Origin of the sequence: Mycobacterium sp., assembly GCF_046095365.1 — a bacterium.
GTDB lineage: Bacteria > Actinomycetota > Actinomycetes > Mycobacteriales > Mycobacteriaceae > Mycobacterium.
In genome coordinates this window covers 1-17,844 of the sequence record NZ_JBJTJF010000072.1, presented here as the reverse complement: position 1 = coordinate 17,844, position 17,844 = coordinate 1, and the positions used below count along the sequence as shown (strand labels likewise).

Genomic DNA, 17,844 nt, shown 5'->3' with positions numbered 1-17,844 from the left:
CGAGGGGGCCGATTTCCGTTGCGGCTCAGACCGTTTCGCGTCGCGGAAGCGTCCACCCCGGCCGCGGGTAGTGGCAGGTGTAGCCGTTGGGGATGCGCAGCAGGTAGTCCTGGTGCTCGGGTTCGGCCTCCCAGAACTCCGCCGCCGGAACCACCTCGGTGACCACCGGCCCGGGCCACAGCCCGGAGGCGTCGACGTCGGCGATGGTGTCCTCAGCGACGCGCTTCTGCTCGTCGTCGGCATAGAAGATCGCCGAGCGGTAGCTGCTGCCACGGTCGTTGCCCTGGCGGTCCTTGGTGCTCGGGTCGTGGATCTGGAAGAAGAACTCCAGCAGTGCCCGGTAGTCGGTCTTGGCGGGGTCGTAGACGATCTCGACGGCCTCGGCGTGGCCGGGGTGGTTGCGGTAGGTGGCGTTGGCGTTGCGCCCGCCGGTGTAGCCCACCCGCGTCGAGACCACCCCGGGCTGCCGGCGGATCAGGTCCTGCATGCCCCAGAAGCATCCGCCGGCCAGGATCGCTGTCTTGTACTCGCTCATTCGGTCCTCCTCCTCGAACAGCCTGACGTAGTCGTCGTACCCCTGCGCCGCCAGGTCGTCGCGGTGGACGAACCGCAGTGCCGCGGAGTTGATGCAGTAGCGCAGCCCGCCGCGGTTGCGCGGGCCGTCCTTGAACACATGCCCCAGGTGGCTGCCGGCCCCGGCCGAGCGCACCTCGGTGCGCGGGAACAGCATGTGGAAGTCCCGCTTGGTGACGACATCGCCGATCGGTTTGGTGAAGCTGGGCCACCCGGTGCCGCTGTCGAACTTGTCGACCGAGGCGAACAGCGGCTCCCCGGAGACCACGTCGACGTAGATGCCCGGCTCGTGGTGGTCCCAGTACTCGCCGGTGAACGCCCGCTCGGTCCCGCCGCGCTGGGTGATCCGGAACTGCTCCGGCGTCAGGTGCCCGGTGTCCAAAGACCTGTCCATAGGCCACCATTGTGCGCCCGCACCGGCTGCCGCGCTGCGTCGGCGAACAGGGGTAACAGACTTGTCACCGCTGCGTCGAAAGTGCGGCTGGATCGAGTTTTCGGCGCACACAGGCTGAATTGTCGATCTCGACGCACTCTGGGTGAGGCCCTGGCCGCCATACTGGTGATCCGATGAACCGCTTCTCCCGCGCCGAGCTCGCCGACGCCTTCGCCACCTTCGAAGCCACCGTCGACGCCGCCGCCCGCAGCCGCGACTGGGACGCCTGGGTGGCCCACTACACCGAGGACGTCGACTACATCGAGCACGCGCTGGGCACCATGAAGGGCCGCGACCAGGTGCGCGACTGGATCTACCGCACCATGACCACCTTCCCCGGCAGCCACATGACGGCGTTCCCGTCGAACTGGCACGTCATCGACGACGACACCGGCCGGGTGATCTGCGAGCTGGACAACCCGATGCGCGACCCCGGCGACGGCACCATCATCAGCGCGACCAACATCTCGATCATCACCTACGCCGGCGACGGCCTGTGGAGCCGCCAGGAGGACATCTACAACCCGCTGCGGTTCCTGGCCGCCGGCATGAAGTGGTGCCGCAAGGCCGCCGAACTCGGCACCCTGGACGACGACGCCGCCGCCTGGATGGCCCGCAACGGGGGACCAGCGTGAAACTCGTCATCGGCGCCAACGGCTTCCTGGGCTCGCACGTCACCCGCCAACTCGTCGACGCCGGCCACGACGTGCGGATCATGGTGCGCGAGCAGGCCAACACCGTCGGCATCGACGACCTGAAGGTCACGCGGTTCACCGGCGACATCTGGGATGACGACGTCCTGCGCGATGCCATGACCGGATGCGACGACGTCTACTACTGCGTCGTCGACACCCGCGCCTGGCTGACCGACCCCGCCCCGCTGTACCGCACCAACGTCGAGGGCACCCGCAACGTGCTCGACGTCGCCTGCGCGGTGCACGAGCGAAACCCGTTGCACCGCTTCGTGTTCACCAGCAGCTACGCCACCGTGGGCCGGCGGCGCGGACGTGTGGCCTCCGAAGACGACGAGATCGACGAGCGCGGCCTGAGCGACTACGTGCGCACCCGGGTGCTGGCCGAGCGCATGGTGCTCGAGTGCGCCCGCCAGGGCCGGCTGCCCGCGCTGGCGATGTGCGTGTCGACCACCTACGGCACCGGGGACTGGGGCCGCACCCCGCACGGGGCGATCATCGCCGGGGCGGCGTTCGGCAAGCTGCCGTTCGTCCTGGACCGCATCGAACTCGAGGCGGTCGGGGTGGACGACGCCGCACGGGCGATGATCCTGGCCGCCGAGCGCGGCCGGGTCGGGGAGCGCTACCTGATCTCCGAGCGGATGATCACCAACGCCGAGGTGGTTCGCATCGCCGCCGACGCCGCCGGCGTGCCCGCCCCGTCGAAGACCATCCCGCTGCCGATCGCCTACGCGCTGGCCACCCTGGGCACCGCCAAAGGCCGGCTGCGCGGCAGTGACGAGAAGCTCAACCTTAAGGCGCTGCGACTGATGCGCGCCGAGGCCCCCGTCGACCACTCCAAGGCGGTCCGCGAACTGGGCTGGCAGCCCCGGCCGGTCGAGGAGTCCATCGCCGAGGCCGCTCGCTGGTGGGTGAGGCTGCGCGCCGCCCGGCGCTGAGACATCGCCGAGGTTGCCAGCGTGCACACTTCGGCGCCCGCGGCCATCGCTGTGGGACTGAATTGACCCAGCTAGGACCCTTCGCAATACTAGGCGTGTGGAGGGGACGTCCAGCGGGGGCTGGGTTAGCGACGACGACCTTGTCGAGGCCGTTCTGCGTGATCTGGAGGAGGCCGCCGACCGCTGGGAGGCCCTCGTCGCGCAGGCCGAGACCGTCACCTACAGCGTCGAGATGGGCGACATTCGCGCCGTCGCCGACTCCGACGGCAAACTCGTCGGCCTGAGCCTGCACCCCGGTGTCACCACCCACTACAGCCACGGCGAACTGACCGAACGGCTCAACCTCGCCTTCGCCGCGCTGCGCGCCGAGGTCGAGGACGACTACCGGGCCCGCTACGGCGGGGAGCTTCGATGACGAGTACAGGGGGGAACCGCCGGTGCCGCTGAATCTGTCCAACCGGGACCAGAACTCCGGTCACCTGTTCTACAACCGCCGGCTGCGGGCGGCGATCACCCGGTTCTCGGTGCGGATGAAGCACGACGACCGCAAGCAGCAGGCGGCGCTGGCCCTGTCGCTCGTCCTGGTCCTGCTGGGGTGCGCCTGGATGGCGCTGCTGAATGTCATCCGGCCCGCCGGTCTGGCCGGGCGGTCGGCGATCGTCGGAAACCGCGACACCGGCGCGCTGTACGCCGACATCGACGGCCGGCTGCACCCGGCGCTGAATCTGACCTCGGCCCGGCTGGCCGCCGGCAGCGCCGCCGCGCCGGCCTGGGTGAAGGCCGGCGAGATCGCGCGGTTCCCCACCGGCCCGATGATCGGCATCCCCGGAATCCCCGACGAACTCGCCGTCTCCGGCAACCCGGTGTCGGCCTGGACGGTCTGCGACACCGCGCCCGCCCGGGGCAGCGGCGGCGCTACCGTCGTGACGGCCATCGCCGGGGAGCTCGGCGGCGGACGGGCCGAGCCGATGACGCAGTCCCAGGCGCTGCTGGCCACCCATCGCGGGTCGACGTACCTGGTGTGGAACGGCAGACGCACCCGCATCGACCCGGCGGACCGTCCGGTGACCTTCACCCTCGGCATCGACCCGGGCGCGACGCATCCGGTGGAGATGTCCAACGCCGTGTTCGACGCGATGCCGGCCACCGAACCCCTTGTGGTGCCGGTGATTCCGGATGCGGGAAGCCCGTCGCGGATGCTGCCCGGGTCGCTCGTCGGACAGGTGCTGCAGACCAGGGATGCCGACGGCGAGGTCAGCGGCTTCTACGTGCTGCTGGCCGGCGGTGTGCAGAGGGTCACCGCCTTCGTGGCCGACCTGCTCCGCACCGCCGACAGCCGGGGATCCATCGCGCCGCAACTGGTCTCACCGGACACCCTTGTCGGCATCCCCGAGGTCGACGACCTCGACGTCGGCTTCTACCCGACCGGGAAGCTGGAATTCGTCGACTCCGAGGCCAACCCGGTCAGCTGTGTCAGCTGGCGGAAGGGCCGGGGCGATCCGCAGGCCGCCGTCGGCGTCCTGTGCGGCCGCGGCCTGCCGGTGCCGCAGAGCCAGGATGCGCGCATCGTGGAGTTGGTGCGCGACGCCCGCGGCCCGGACTCGGTGGAGGCCAACCAGACCCTGATGCTTCCCGGTGCGGCGAACTTCGTCGCGACCACCAGCGCCGCAGCCGTGTCGGAATCCCGCGAAAGCCTGTACTGGGTCTCCCCGCAGGGGGTCCGGTTCGGTGTCGAGTGGGACCCAACCACGTTGCAGGCGCTGGGAATCGACCCCAGCCGGGCGGTGCAGGCGCCCTGGCCGATCGTCCGCACCTTCGCCGCCGGCCCGGTGATCAGCCGCCCGAACGCGCTGCTGGCCCGCGACTCGCTGGAACCGGCAGCGGCCGGCGCGACGCTGCTACCGCCCGGCGCGGGTCAGGGGTAGGGATGTCCAAGCGCGGCTTCGTGCGGGGTCCCCGCGCGTCCACCCCGACGGTCACCCCGGTGCGGGTCATGGTCGACCCCCCTCTCTCGCTCCCGGAACGCGAACCGCGCAACATCCTGCTGATGATCGCCGCGCCGGCCCTGCTGGTCGGCATCCTCGGGACCCTCGTCGTCATGTACACCTCGGGCGTGCGGTCGCTGCAGTCCGGCTTCTTCGGCCTGATCGGGCTGGTCGGCTTCGGCGCGCTGATGTTCAGCGGCCGGTTCGGCCGCGGACGCCGGATCGGCTGGGGTGAACAGGAAAAGCAGCGCCGCGGTTATCTCCGCCAACTCGACGAGGACCGCGACGAGGTGCAGGCCGCGGCCCGGCTGCAGCGGCGCAGCCAGTTGTTCGTCCACGGCGACCCGCACCGTCTCGACACGGTCATCGGCGGTCCCCGGATGTGGGAGCGCCGACCGGCCGATCCGGACTTCCTCGACGTGCGGCTGGGCATAGGTGTCCAGTCCGCCGCCGAGTCCGCCGTCTCACTGCAGTGGCCGGAGGTTCCCGTCGGCGAGGAGCTCGAGCCGGTGACCGGCCGGGCGCTGCGCGACTTCATCCTGGAGCAGAACAGGATTCGCGACATCGGCAAGGTGCTCAGCCTGCGCTCGCGGCCGGGCTTCAGCTTCATCGGCGAGGACCTCGCCGAACTGCACGCGCTGACCCGCTCGGTCCTGTGCTCGCTGGCGGTCTACCACAGCCCGGCCGACCTCAAGCTCATGGTCGTCACCCGCAGTCCCGAACGGTGGTCCTGGCTGGTCTGGCTGCCGCACAACCACCACGACGAGATGTTCGACGCGTGCGGGCTGCGCCGGCTGGTGTTCACCTCGCCGGCCGAACTCGCCGAGGCCCTCGACGCGGAGTTGCACCGCAAGGGCCGCGGGCCCTGGTCCCCGCCGAGCGGTTCAAGCCCCACCGCGACGCCGTCGGCGGCCGGACCCGGCGGTGCGCCCCCGCTGGGACCGCACTGGGTCATCGTCGACGACAACACCGGCACTCCCGAGCAGTGGGAGTCGGTCACCGGGCAGAAGGGCATGGCCGGGATCACCGTGCTGCGCCTGGCGACCCGGCCGGGCGAAGGCGTCGGCTTCCGCGGCGCCGACGAGCGGTTCGCGCTGCGGGAGGGCCGCCTCCGGCACCGCGAGGCGTTCTACGCGGTGGCCGACATGCTCGCCGAGAGCACCGCCGGGCGCTACGCGCGGGCCCTGGCCCGGTGGTCGCCGGGCACGGCCGAGCGCGCCGGGACCGAAAGCCGGGGCGGGGAACTACTGCGGGCGCTGGGCATCAGCGACCCGCGCAACCTCGACGTCGACCGGCTGTGGTCGGACAGCCGCGGCCGCGGGGATCCGGGCTGGGCGATGATCCCGGTCGGGGTGAAGGTGGGCGGGGACCTGCAGTACGTGATCCTGCGGGCCAAGGACTTCGGCGGCTATGGCTTCCACTCGGTGGTGATCGGGACCTCCGGCTCGGGCAAGTCCGAATACTTCCTGTCGTTGTGCAACGGCATCGCGCTGACGCACTCCCCGGAGAGCTTCATCGTCATCTTCGTCGACATGAAGTTCGAGTCGGCCGCCCAGGATCTGCAGGGACTGCCGCACGTGGCCGCGTCGCTTTCCAACCTGGGCAAGGACGACCGGCACCTCGCCGAGCGGATGCGCAAAGCCATCGACGGCGAAATGGCCCGGCGTTACGCCCTTTTCAAGGCGGCGGGCGCACGGGACGCCAACGAGTACGAGGAGATGCGACTGGCCGGCCGGGATCTGGAGCCCGTCCCCATCCTGCTGGTGATCATCGACGAGTACCTCGAGTTGTTCCACCACCATCCCGAGTGGATCGACCTGGTCATCCACATCGGACAGGAGGGACGCGGTTGCAACGTGTTCTTCACCCTCGGCGGCCAGCGGCTGGACCTGTCCTCGCTGAGCAAGGCCAAGAGCAACATCTCCTTCCGGGTGGCGCTGCGCGCCGAGACGGCCGAGGACTCCCGTGACGTCATCGGCAGCGACGCGGCGCTGCACCTCCCGTCGAGGGAGAACGGCTACGCCCTGCTCAAGGCGGGCCCGCGGGAACTCGATCAGTTCCGCTGCTTCTACGTCTCGGCGCCGTTCGTGGTGCCCCGCGCGGCCGAGACCGCCCGCACGGTGTCGGTCGGCTTCACCCGGCCGCGTTCGCTGACCTGGCAGTACCAGCCGCCGAGCCAGTCCGACGGCCCCGCGCCGGAGGTGGCCGACGAACCCGAACAGCCCGACGAATTCCTCTACCACGCAGACGGATTCAAGCGTAAGAAGCTGCTCGACGTCATCCGCGACTCGCTGGCCTCCCACCCGGCCCGTCCCCCGCACCGGATATGGCTGCCCCCGCTGGAGGTGAGCGCGACCGCCGACGAACTGGTCCGGCTGTGGCGGGGCAGGCCGTGGTGGGACGACTACGGCCGCAATCCCGGCCTGGTGTTCCCCGTCGGCGTCGAGGACTTCCCCGAGGAGCACGCGCAGCGCGTGCACGTCATCGACGCGGAGACCGACAACGTCATGGTGGTGGCGACCGCCCAGCGCGGCAAGTCGACCACGCTGATGACGCTGATCACCACCGCCGCCCTGATGTACACCCCGGAGCGGGTCACCTTCTTCTGCGTGGGCGCGTCGCTGTACCCGGTCGAGGACTACCCGCACGTGGCCGGCGTCGTCAGCGTCACCGACGCCGAGGGGGCGAGTCGAACCATCGCCACGATCGAGGCGGTGATCCGGGCCCGGGAGGCCTCCTTCAAGCGCTACCAGATGGACATCGCGGAGTTCCGGGAGCGCCGGTTCGGGGCGACGGGCGCCCCGACCGACCCGCAGGACACCTTCGGCGACGTCTTCCTGGTGATCGACAACTTCGGCGACCTCTACGAGAAGGACAGCGGCCTGGGGGAGCGGGCGATCGCCATTGCGCGCCAGGGCCTTTCCTACGGCGTGCACGTGATGACCAGCGCCAGCGGCTGGCTGGTCGGCCAGAAGCAGGCGCTGCTCACCGTGGCCAACGCGCGAATCCAGTTGCGGCTGAGCAATCCCGACGAGAGCCAGATGGGAACCGGGATCGAACACCGCAGGGCGGCCCGCCAGACGCTGGACCGGCCCGGCTTCGGCCTCACCCGCACCGGGCACGAACTGCTCGTCGGTGTCCCGGAGATCGCCGCGCCCGACGGCACCCGCGCGGCCACCCGTCAGGTCGGCGCGGTCATCGCGGCCCGGACCGGGGCGGGCCGGGTGCAGACCCTGGCCCGTCTGCCCGCGCGGATCGCCCTGCGCGAGGTCGTCGCCCGCTACGCCGGGACCGCCGAGTCCGCCGATGCGCACAACATCCCCTTCGCGATCGGGGAGAGCGCGCTGCAACCGGTTGCGCTGTCCACCCGCCGGGTCCCCGGTCTGCTGGTGGTCGGCCGGCAGGGCTGCGGCAAGACCACCGCCCTGGCGGCCATCGGGCAGGCGATCACCGCCAGGCTGTCCCCCGAGCAGGCGCAGATCACCATCATCGACCCGAAGACGAGCCTGATCGGCGCGATCCCCGGCACCAACGTGCGGGCCTACGCCTACACCGCCGAGGACATCGACCGGGTGCTCGCCGAGATCGCCGGTCTGGTCGCCGACCGGCTGCCTCCGTCCGGGCTGACCCAGGACGAACTGCTCAAGCGCCGGTCCTGGACCGGCCCAGAGCATTTCGTGCTGATCGACGACGAACACGAGCTGCGTCCCAACGGGCTGGTGGGCAAGCAGGCGGCCACCGCGCCGCTGTGGAACCTGATCGAGCGGGGCCGGGAGGTCGGCCTGCACGTCGTCGCCGGCCGGCTACCCGGCAACTGGGCCGGTGTGTCGGCGATGAGCCCGTTCCTGCAGAAGCTCACCGGATCGCGCGCCCCGACGCTGTACATGGACAACGACCCGCAGGCCGTGAAGGTGTTCGGGCGGATCGGCGCCCAGCAGCTGCCGCCCGGCCGGGGGCTTCTGGTGAGCTCCGAGGGGATCATCGAGGGCGTCCTGGTGGGCACCCCGGACGGCGGCTGATCAGGACTCGAGCTGGGCGGCGGTGCGCGACTGCAGATGCGGCCGGATCATCTCGGCGACGATGCGCTGATGGTCGGGGTGGTCGCGGTAGGCGATGAAGGACTCCCGGTCCTCGAAGGTCGCGACGATCGCGAAGTCGTAGGCCTCCGGTGACAGCCCGGCGTCGGACCCGCACAGGTAACCGCGCACGCCGTCGAAGCGGGCGACCAGGCTGCGCAGCGCGCCGGCGATGCCGGCGGCGTCGACGTCGGCGGAGTTCCACTTGAACATCACGATGTGGGTGAAGGCCATGGCTTCACTGTAGGAACCGGAGCGCGGACCGCGACGCGTGCGGTAGAAACGGGGCCTATGGCCGCCGACACCATCCTGCAAGCCTCCGCCATCATCACCATGGACGAAGCCCGCCCCCGGGCCCGCGCCCTGGCCTTCGACTCCGCGACCGGGCGGATCACCGCGATCGGCTCGCTGGCCGAGGTTCAGGCCGCCGCCCCCGGGGTGGCGGTGACCGACCTGGGCAGCACCGTGCTGATGCCCGGTTTCGTCGAACCGCACAGCCACCCGCTGCTGTCCGGGATGGCGACCCAGGACCCGGCCTACTGGGTCTCGCCCAACGTCGGGGTCAACACCTGGGAGGACGTCAAGGCGGTCTTCGCCAAGGCGGACAAGGAACGGCCTGCCGGCCAGCCGCTGGTGTTCAACGGCGTGGACCGCCTGCTGCAGCAGGCGCCGCTGCCGACCCGGGAGGTGCTCGACCCGATCTTCCCGTCCCGGCCGGTGATCGTCGTCGACAACTCCGGTCACGGCCTGTACTTCAACAGTGAGACCATCAAACTGCTGGGCTGGGCGGACGGGAAAGCCCCGGCGGACCCGGTGGGCGGCAGCTTCGGCCGCGAGGCCGACGGCGCCAGTGACGGAACGGCTTTCGAGTCCGGCGCGATCATGCAGGTGATCGGCGCCGTGCTGCCCAAGGCGATCCCGCACCCGCTGCACTCGGGGGCGCTGTTCTACAAGCTGATGGCGCAGTGCGGCATCACCTCGACCTCCGAGCACACCTACAACTCGCGGCAGTACCAGGCCTACGCCGGGCTGGCGTCGGTCCCCGGCTGCCCGCTGCGGCTGCACCTCTATCACATGTCGATCGAGCCCGACGCGGGCGCCGACATCACCTTCCCCAACCCCGAACTGGTCCGCAAGGTGGGTATCAAGCTGTGGGCCGACGGCTCCCCGTGGATCGGCAACGTCGCGATCTCCTTCGAGTACCTGGACAATCCGACCACCCGCACCGCGCAGATCGAACTCGGGCCGCGCGGCGAGGCGGAGATGAACTACACCCGGGCCCAGCTCGACGCGATCCTCGACGAGTTCGTCCCGACCGGATACCAGATCGCCTTCCACTGCAACGGCGACGTCGGGTTCGACGTGGTGCTCGACGCCTACGCCCGCGCGCTGGTGAAGTTCAACCTGCTCGGCTCGGACCACCGCTGGCGCGTCGAGCACCTCGGCGCGGCCCGGCGGGACCAGTTCGAACGGGCGGCGTCGCTGGGGGTGACCTGCTCGCTGAGCCCGTTCCAGTACATCTACTGGGGTGATCTGCTCGACGGGGTGATGTTCGACTCCGAGTACGGCTCGCAGTGGCAGCGCTTCCGCGACGCCTTCGAGGCCGGCGTCACCCCCAGCTACCACAACGACGGCTCGGTCTGTCCGCCGCACCAACTGCTCAACGTCCAGCACACCGTGATGCGCACGACGGTGAACGGCACCGTGCACGGCGCCAATCAGGCTGTATCCCTTGACGATGCGCTCAAGGCCATCACCATCAACGGGGCCTATCAGCTTCAGCGCGACCACGAGATCGGGTCGCTGGCGGTGGGCAAGTACGCCGATCTGGTCGAACTGTCGGCCGACGTCTACACCGTCCCGGTCGATCAGATCGTCGAGAAGGTCAAGGTTCTGGGCACCTGGGTCGGCGGCCGGAAGATCGACATCGACGCCTACATCGCCGCGGTCAAGGCGATGGACCCGACCGAGCACCAGGCACTGGCCGCCGAGGCGGGCAAGCGCACCTGCTGCTAGTGCCGCCCGTCCGGGGTCAGCAGCGCCACGGCCTCGGCGCGGTGGCGTCCCTTCCAGAGCCACCGCCACCGCCACCCGGCGTTCCGGGCCATGCCGACGACGGCGTCGCGGTCGGCCGGGAAGTCGCAGGCGCTCATGTGGGCCACGATCGACTCCCGTGACTCCCGGTCGAGTGCGGTCCAGCCGGTGCGGATCCGCTCGGCGTACCGGGCGGCGTAGTCCGGCAGCGATTCACCGGGTTCCCGAAAGACGTCGGCCCACACCAGGATTCCGTCGGGACGGACACGGCGCCGAAGCGAGGACAGGAACTGCGCCTTCTCCTCGTCGGTCAGGTGGTGCAGCACCAGGGCGGCGTGCACGATGTCGAACCCGGGCCCGTCGCCGTCGCCGTCGACGACGTCGCGGATGTCGCCGTGCCGGAACTCCGCCGGGAACCCGGTCTCGCCCAGCGCCGCTCGCGCCGCCGGCAGCACGTTCGCAGCCGAGTCCACCCCGAGGTAGGCGCCCAGCGGCAGGCCCCGCAGCACCGGGGCCATCAGCGCCAGGTCACCGCAGCCCAGGTCGAGCAGCCGGGCCCGCCCGGCGCGCCCTGGGTGATCGGCCAGCCAGGACTGCATCGCCTCCGCGCACGCCGCCGTCAGCCCGCGGTGCTCCATCCAGTCGCGGTCGACCACGCTGCGGTAGGTCTGCCACTGACGCTCGAACAGATCCACGCTCGCGAGGGTAGACGCCCGCCCGGCAACCGCCATGTGTTAACCACCCGTTCTTGCTATGTTCACCTGGCATACCGCCAGGGGAGAGTCGATGGAAGTCGGGCTGATCATCGCCATCGGCTTCGCCATCACCTTCGCCCTGACCAACGGTTTCCACGACGCCTCCAACGCCATCGCCACCCTGGTGGCCACCCGCGGCGCCTCCCCGGGGCAGGCGGTCGCGCTCTCGGCGGTGTTCAACATGGCCGGCGCGGTGCTGCTGGGCACCGCGGTCGCCGACACCATCGGCAAGATCGTCACCGTCCCGCAGCCTCAGATGGTCGCCGTCGTCGGAGCCGGCCTGGCCGGGGCGACCGGCTGGAACCTGCTCACCTGGTTGCTGGGGCTGCCGTCGTCGTCGGGGCACGCACTGGTCGGCGGGCTGGTCGGCTCGGCCGTCGCCGACGGCGTCCTGTCCGGCTCGGGCGGGCTGAAGTCGGTTCGGTGGGGCGGCTTCGAGGGCTGGCACCCGACCGGGGTGATCGGCGTCCTGGTCGCCCTGTTCATCTCCCCGCCGTTGGGCTTCGCCGTCGCGTTCGGACTGCTGCGTCTGCTGCGCGCGCTGTCACGCCGCTGGACGACGCGCTGGGCGGTGCCGGTTCGCGGCGCGGGATGGGTTGCGGCAGCCGGACTTTCGTTCAGTCACGGCGGCAACGACGCCCAGAAGTCGATGGGGGTTATCGCCGCCCTGCTGCTGGCGTCGGGGCACACCGCCACGATGACCGTCCCGCTGTGGGCCAAGGTGGTCACCGGTGTCGCGCTGACCATGGGCACCGCGCTGGGCGGCTGGCGCATCGTCAAGACCATCGGCCGGCGCATCTTCAGCCTCACCCCGCTGGACTCCGTCACCAGCCAGGCCACCTCCACCGCGGTCATCCTGGGCGCCTCACTGGTCGGCGCCCCGGTCAGCACCACCCAGGTGGTGGCCTCCTCGGTGGTCGGGGTGGGCGGCGGCCGCCGGCGCTGGAAACACGTGCGCTGGCAGATCGTCCGCGAAATGGGGGTGGCCTGGCTGACCACCATTCCCGCGTCAGCACTGCTGGCCATCCTGGTCCTACTCGTCTGGAGAGCAACATCATGAGTCCCTCGGCCCGCTGGTTCCTTCCCCAGACCCCCGACGTCGTCGGCATGCTGCAGAAGCAGGCCGAGATCACCCAGGCCGGCATGGACGCCTTCGCCCGGTGGGCGGCCGGTGACCACGCGCGCGCCGAGGAGGTCCGTGCCGCCGAGCACGAGTGCGACCGGGTGCGCCGCGAACTGGTCGACGCCGTCAGCGAGGCCTTCACCACGCCGATGCAACCCGAGGACCTCTTCCAGCTGTCCCGCGATCTGGACAAGGTGATCAACGGCGCCAAGAACACCGTGCGCGAGTCCGAGGCGATGAAGGTCCCGCCCGACCCGGCGACCGCCGAGATGGCGGTGCTGCTGGCCGAGGGCGTCGGGCACCTCCGCGCCGCGTTCGACGCCATCGACGACCACCGCGGCAAGTCGGCGATCTCGGCCACCGACGCGGCCGACGCCGCGGTGAAGTCGCAGCGGAACCTGGAGCGCACCTACCGGCAGGCGGCCGGGGATCTGCTGGAGGTGACCGACATCAGCGTCGTGGTCGCCCGCCGCGAGTTCTACCGGCGCATCTCGGCGATCTCCGACGACATCGTCTCGGTCGCCGACCGGATCTGGTACGCGCGGGTGAAAGAATCCTGACGTGCCGACCGCGTTCCGGGCGAGTGTGGCCGTCTGCCTCGCCGCGAGTGTTCTCGGCGCGTGCCGGGCGGCCCCGGAGCCGGCCCCGCCCCTGTCCGGCGCCGCCACCACCGACGTCAGCGCGCCGCCGGCCGGCGAGATCGCCCACCTGAGCGGGGTGCGGCTCACCCCGGAAGCCGGTTACGACCGCCTCGAACTGCGCTTCACCGACCGGGTGCCCGGCTACACCGTCGGCTACCGGCCGCTGCCGGCCCGCGCCGACGCCTCCGGGTTCGAGATCCCACTGCCGGGCGCGGCCGCGCTGGTGCAGATCACCCTCACCCCGGCCACCGCCGAGGGCTGGGGCGGCGGGCCGCGCACCTATCCCGGGCCGCCCGCGGTCAGCGCTGCCACCGCCTCGGTCACCGAGGCGAAGGCCGCCGGCGATTTCGAAGCCGTCCTCACCTGGGTGGCGGGGCTCCGCGCCACGGTGCCGTTCCGGGTTCAGGCGCTGGACTCCCCGCCGCGGCTGGTCGTCGACTTCGCCCGCTGACCGGCCCGCCGAACGTGTCTCGGTTCGCTCTCGGTTGGCTCCCGGTTCGGCCGCGACCGGCTTCGCGGCACCGGCAGCCCGGTCGCGCCCCGTTACGATCACCGCGACGACTTGAAGGGTCTCCCATGCTGAAGAAGACGCTTGCCACCGCTGCGGCGCTGCTGTGCCTGCCACTGGCCGCGCCCGCCCGCGCCGTTCCCACGCCCGCGCCCGCCCCGGCTGCCCAGTCCACCCAGTGGATCGTGGTCGGCGTGCCCGCCGCGGACGCGACCAGTGGAACGCTGACCGCGTTCCAGAAGGTCGGCGGGCAGTGGAAGGTGGTGCTCGGTCCGACCAAGGCGATGGTCGGCGACGTCGGCGTGGGAGCCGGTGCCGACGGCGTGCACCGCACCCCGGTGGGCACCTTCAGCTTCGACCAGGCCTTCGGCCGCGAGCCCAACCCCGGCACCAAGATGCCCTACTTCCAGGCCACCGCGCAGGACTGGTGGGACGAGGACGCCGGTTCGCCCACCTACAACACCCATGTGCGCTCGGCGTCCAACCCCTCGGCCATCACCGAGAACCTCTACGACTCCGGGCCGGTGTACGACTACGCGGTCAACATCGCGGTCAACCCGCAGCGCATCCCCGGCAAGGTGTCCGGGATCTTCCTGCACGTCACCGACGGCACCCCGACCTGGGGCTGCGTGGCCATCGGCCGCGACGAGATGCGCTCGGTGCTGACCTGGCTCGACCCGGCCCAGACGCCCCAGATCACCATCGGCGTCGGCGAGCCGTCGCTGGTCGCGAATAGGTCGTAACCGCACCCGCGGATAGCCTGGGAGGCGTGCCGCGACACGCTTCCCGACGCGACGTCCTCAGGTACACCGTCCCGGCCGTCCTCTCGGCGGTGGCCGGCGCGGCTGCGCTGAGCGCGGCGACCGGTGCGCCCCGGGCCCGCGGCGAGGGCCTGATGCTCATCGACTTCGCCACCCGCCTCGTGCAGCCCGCCCAGATCAAGGCCGCCGGTTACGCCGGTGCGCTGGTGTACGTCTCGCAGTTGCGGCCCGGCGCCACCTTCGACTTCAAACCGGTGACCCGCGAGTTCACCGACGGGATGCGGGCCCTGGGGCTGCACGTCGTCAGCTGCTACCAGTACGGCAAGCCGGGCTGGGTCAACTCGCCCTCGGACTTCACCCGCGGCTACGACGGCGGGGTGGCCGACGCGCGGACCGCGCTCGCGCTGCACGCGGCCGCCGGCGGCCCGCCCACCGCTCCGATCTTCTTCAGCGTCGACGAACCGCTGGACTACCAGACCTGGAAAAGCCTGGGGCTCACGTGGTTCCAGGGCCTCAATTCCGTCATGGGGGTGCCCCGCACCGGGATCTACGGCGGGGTGAACGAGCTGGCGTGGGCCATCGCCGACGGCGTGGTCGGGGCGTCCACCACCCCGGGCTACCGCTGGGCGTGGCAGAACCGGGCCTGGTCGGGCGGCAAGCGCGCGCCCGGCGCGGTGCTGTTCCAGCGCGAGGTGGTCACCGCCAGCGACCCCGGCGCGCTGATCGACGGGGTCAGCGTCGACGTCGACGACGTGCTGGCACCCGACTTCGGCCAGTGGGACCTGGCCCGGTGAGCAGCCGGTGGGGGCTGGCTCTCGGGCTCGGCCTGGGTGCGACCGTCCTGTGCGGGCACGGGGTGGCCTCGGCGGCCCCCGATTCCGAATCCGGCTCGGGCGCAACGGTGTCGGCGTCCGCCCGCCCGGTGCGGGCGGCCGCGGTGCGGGCACTCGCGAACCCGCCCCGCCGGGTGCCGCGCGCCGTGCGCACCGCCCCGGCCGCCGGGGCCGTGCGCCCCGCCGGGGCCGCCGGGTCGGTCACTCCGGCGCCGCGTCCCCGCCGCACCGCCGTCCCGTCGGTGACGGTCGACATACCGCCGATGCCGGTCAGCAAGACGCGGGCGTTCGAGGTCTCGCAGCCGGCCATCACCGAGGCCGCCACCGTCTACGTCGCCGCCGGAGGCGACCCCGCGGACTCCCCGCGCTTCTTCTTCGGCGACCTGGCCACCTCAAGCCTGGACCGGTTGGCCTCCGAGAAGCTCAGCCGGGAACGGGTGCGCGTCGAGATGGGCAACCTCGCGGTGTCGGGCTACTTCGGCGGAATCTGGTTGCGCGACAACCTGCGCGCCGCACCGGACGGACCCGTCCGCGCGGGCTCTCCCCCGCCGGGCGGGGTCGTCTCCGCGCTCGGCCTGCGGATGTTCAGCGGCCTGGCCGGCGGCCTGAGCGGGCTGAGCCGGGCGCCGCTGCTGTCCAAACCCGCCGCGCACGCCTCGGTTCCGGTGCTGCTCACCCTCTACGGCTACAACAAGGGCTATCTGGAGTACGTGCTGGACAACCCGCCGCCCGGGGTGCCCTCCATGCGGGACACGCTGACCTGCAACGGTTTCCTGGACTGCAACTCATCTCTGGTCGACCTGGAGATCGCCAACCGCTACGACGGCGCGCTGGTCGACCTGGCCCACCCGCCGACCCTGCGCTGGGCGCAGATGAAGGCGTGGTCGAGAGTGCTGGAGCTGACCACCGGGCTCGGTCGTTTCGTCTGGCAGATCATCGGGGCGCAAGGGTTCTCGCCGACGTCCTACACCGCACTGGTGGACCTCAGTTCGGCCTACCTGATGATCGGCAAGGCCGCCACGCTGGCCAGTATGCAGGGCTGGGCCGGCCGTGACACCGACGTCGCCTCCACGGCGTTGCTGCTTCAGGCCGGCCTGTGGATGTGGTCGGGCTCCTACTTCTCCGGATTGGCCTCGAACGCCCCGCGCGGCACCATCCCGTCCATCGTCGTGTCCTGATCGTCGCCGTGTGCGGCGACCGCGAGCGGCTGCCAGCGTTCCCACTCCGCCAGCCGGCCGGCGTATTCGGTTGCCGCCCAGTCGAATGCGTGCCGTCCCAGGAACACCCGCCGCGGCGGATCGGCGGCGTCCACGATCGCCAGCAGCGCCGTCCGGGCCGCCTCCGGGCGCCCGAGGTCGACCCTGCGTTCCCGGCGTGCCGACTCGAACTGCGCGCGCTGGGACTCGTAGGCGGCCAGCGGCCGGGTGTGCGGGGCGGCGGTGATCCAGTCGGTGTCGAAGCCGCCCGGCTCGACCAGCGTCACCCTGATGCCGAACGGTTCGACCTCCCCGGCCAGCGCCTGGGTCATCCCCTCCAGCGCCCACTTCGACGCGTGGTAGATCCCCAGGTTCGGGAACGCCAGGACGCCGCCGATCGAGGACACCTCGATGATGTGCCCGCCGCGCCGGTCCCGCAGATACGGCAGCGCTGCCTGGGTGACCCACAGCGGGCCGAAGAAGTTGGTGTCCATCTGGGCACGCGCCTCGGCTTCGGAGAGCTCCTCGACGAACCCGTACTGCCCGTAGCCGGCGTTGTTGACCACGACGTCGAGGTGGCCGAACCGGTCGTGCGCGGTCTCGACCGCCGCGAAGCACGCCGCCCGGTCGGTGACGTCGAGCGTCACGGGCGCGAACGCGTCGCCGTAGCGGCCGGCCAGATCGGTCAGCGCGGCCGTGTCGCGCGCCGTCGCCGCGACCCGGTCGCCGCGGTCCAGGGCCGCGACGGCCCACTGCCGTCCCAGGCCCCGGGAGGCGCCGGTGATGAACCAGACTCGGCTCTGCGCCGGAGTGCCCGCTGGAGTACTCATCGGGGGAAACCTATCGCCTGCTGATCAGCAGGATGGTGCCGGCGGCGGTGGCCGCGCCCAGGGCGAAGATCGCCACGAAGCCGATCTCCGACGGGTGGCCGTCGGCCCCGGGGGCCATCAGCACCCCGACCAGCGCCGCCGCGACCGACGCGCCCACCTTGCGGACGATGGCGTTGAGGCTGGTGGCCACCGCCGTCTCGTCCGCACCCACCTGCTCGACGATCAGCACCGGCAGGGCGCCGTAGGCCAGGCTGATGTAGGCGTTGGTCAGCAGCCCGGCGGTGATCACTTGCCAAGGGGCCGAGTGCCATCCGATCAGCATGGTGAAACCGATCAGGCCGGCCGTCGCGCCCGCGATCACCACGTTGCGCGCCCCGAACCGCTCGATGAACCGGCCGCTGGCCAGTGCGGTCACCGCCGCGGCCAGCGCGCCGGGCAGCAGGAACTCCAGGCTGGTGTCCAGCAC

Annotated in this window: 17 protein-coding genes; 12 read left to right on the top strand and 5 right to left on the bottom strand. The window is 71.3% G+C overall.

Annotated elements, in window-relative coordinates:
• Positions 1-25: 25 nt before the first annotated feature.
• On the bottom strand, positions 26-967 hold the full coding sequence (locus ACKOQ4_RS05445; protein ID WP_526289610.1) for a bifunctional methionine sulfoxide reductase B/A protein: 942 nt from the start codon (positions 965-967) through the stop codon (positions 26-28).
• A 173-nt stretch (positions 968-1,140) separates the two neighbouring features.
• Between ACKOQ4_RS05445 and ACKOQ4_RS05440 the strand changes: the two genes are divergently transcribed.
• The 5 genes from ACKOQ4_RS05440 to eccCa all read left to right on the top strand — a co-directional run bounded on the left by ACKOQ4_RS05440 (position 1,141) and on the right by eccCa (position 8,640).
• Positions 1,141-1,641, top strand: a complete 501-nt coding sequence (locus ACKOQ4_RS05440) for a nuclear transport factor 2 family protein (protein ID WP_526289608.1) — start codon at positions 1,141-1,143, stop codon at positions 1,639-1,641.
• Complete coding sequence (locus ACKOQ4_RS05435; RefSeq protein WP_526289606.1) at positions 1,638-2,636, top strand: NAD-dependent epimerase/dehydratase family protein; 999 nt, start codon at positions 1,638-1,640, stop codon at positions 2,634-2,636. Before ACKOQ4_RS05440 ends, ACKOQ4_RS05435 begins: the two co-directional genes overlap by 4 nt.
• A gap of 97 nt (positions 2,637-2,733) precedes the next feature.
• Positions 2,734-3,051 (top strand): DUF2710 family protein, encoded by a 318-nt coding sequence (locus ACKOQ4_RS05430; protein ID WP_526289604.1) that lies wholly within the window; start codon positions 2,734-2,736, stop codon positions 3,049-3,051.
• 22 nt (positions 3,052-3,073) lie between these two features.
• On the top strand, positions 3,074-4,561 hold the full coding sequence (eccB, locus tag ACKOQ4_RS05425; protein WP_526289602.1) for a type VII secretion protein EccB: 1,488 nt from the start codon (positions 3,074-3,076) through the stop codon (positions 4,559-4,561).
• 2 nt (positions 4,562-4,563) lie between these two features.
• The gene (gene eccCa, locus ACKOQ4_RS05420) at positions 4,564-8,640 is read left to right on the top strand and encodes a type VII secretion protein EccCa (protein ID WP_526289600.1); all 4,077 of its coding nucleotides are present in this window, start codon (positions 4,564-4,566) and stop codon (positions 8,638-8,640) included.
• On the opposite strand, the gene ACKOQ4_RS05415 is transcribed toward eccCa, so the two are convergent.
• Entirely contained in the window at positions 8,641-8,931 is a 291-nt protein-coding gene (locus ACKOQ4_RS05415) for a Dabb family protein (protein WP_526289599.1), read from the bottom strand.
• Positions 8,932-8,988: 57 nt separating this feature from the next.
• Here ACKOQ4_RS05415 and ACKOQ4_RS05410 point away from each other — a divergent pair, with 57 nt between their 5' ends.
• On the top strand, positions 8,989-10,713 hold the full coding sequence (locus ACKOQ4_RS05410; RefSeq protein WP_526289597.1) for an amidohydrolase: 1,725 nt from the start codon (positions 8,989-8,991) through the stop codon (positions 10,711-10,713).
• Here the strand turns inward: ACKOQ4_RS05410 and ACKOQ4_RS05405 are convergent.
• A complete protein-coding gene (locus ACKOQ4_RS05405; protein ID WP_526289595.1) occupies positions 10,710-11,426 on the bottom strand; it encodes a class I SAM-dependent methyltransferase in 717 nt (238 codons plus the stop codon). The genes ACKOQ4_RS05410 and ACKOQ4_RS05405 overlap by 4 nt on opposite strands.
• A 91-nt stretch (positions 11,427-11,517) precedes the next feature.
• Between ACKOQ4_RS05405 and ACKOQ4_RS05400 the strand changes: the two genes are divergently transcribed.
• From ACKOQ4_RS05400 to ACKOQ4_RS05375, 6 genes are all read left to right on the top strand, one after another.
• Positions 11,518-12,546 carry an inorganic phosphate transporter gene (locus ACKOQ4_RS05400; RefSeq protein ID WP_526289593.1) on the top strand — a complete coding sequence of 343 codons (1,029 nt, stop codon included), beginning with the start codon at positions 11,518-11,520 and terminating at the stop codon, positions 12,544-12,546.
• On the top strand, positions 12,543-13,169 hold the full coding sequence (locus ACKOQ4_RS05395; RefSeq protein WP_526289591.1) for a DUF47 domain-containing protein: 627 nt from the start codon (positions 12,543-12,545) through the stop codon (positions 13,167-13,169). The genes ACKOQ4_RS05400 and ACKOQ4_RS05395 overlap by 4 nt, the downstream gene beginning before the upstream one ends.
• Before the next feature lies 1 nt (position 13,170).
• A complete protein-coding gene (locus ACKOQ4_RS05390) occupies positions 13,171-13,701 on the top strand; it encodes an AMIN-like domain-containing (lipo)protein (RefSeq protein ID WP_526289589.1) in 531 nt (176 codons plus the stop codon).
• A 125-nt stretch (positions 13,702-13,826) separates the two neighbouring features.
• Positions 13,827-14,501, top strand: coding sequence for a L,D-transpeptidase family protein (locus ACKOQ4_RS05385; protein WP_526289587.1), 675 nt, complete (start codon positions 13,827-13,829; stop codon positions 14,499-14,501).
• An 89-nt stretch (positions 14,502-14,590) separates the two neighbouring features.
• Positions 14,591-15,313, top strand: coding sequence for a glycoside hydrolase domain-containing protein (locus ACKOQ4_RS05380; RefSeq protein ID WP_526289612.1), 723 nt, complete (start codon positions 14,591-14,593; stop codon positions 15,311-15,313).
• Positions 15,310-16,530: a hypothetical protein gene (locus tag ACKOQ4_RS05375; RefSeq protein WP_526289585.1), complete on the top strand. Its 1,221-nt coding sequence runs from the start codon at positions 15,310-15,312 to the stop codon at positions 16,528-16,530. The genes ACKOQ4_RS05380 and ACKOQ4_RS05375 overlap by 4 nt, the downstream gene beginning before the upstream one ends.
• Here ACKOQ4_RS05375 and ACKOQ4_RS05370 read toward each other — a convergent pair.
• Together ACKOQ4_RS05370 and ACKOQ4_RS05365 are read right to left on the bottom strand one after the other, a co-directional pair.
• The gene (locus ACKOQ4_RS05370; RefSeq protein WP_526289583.1) at positions 16,467-17,378 is read right to left on the bottom strand and encodes an SDR family oxidoreductase; all 912 of its coding nucleotides are present in this window, start codon (positions 17,376-17,378) and stop codon (positions 16,467-16,469) included. The genes ACKOQ4_RS05375 and ACKOQ4_RS05370 overlap by 64 nt on opposite strands.
• A gap of 10 nt (positions 17,379-17,388) precedes the next feature.
• Positions 17,389-17,844: MFS transporter (locus ACKOQ4_RS05365; RefSeq protein WP_526289581.1), on the bottom strand; the 456-nt coding region annotated here is incomplete at its 5' end.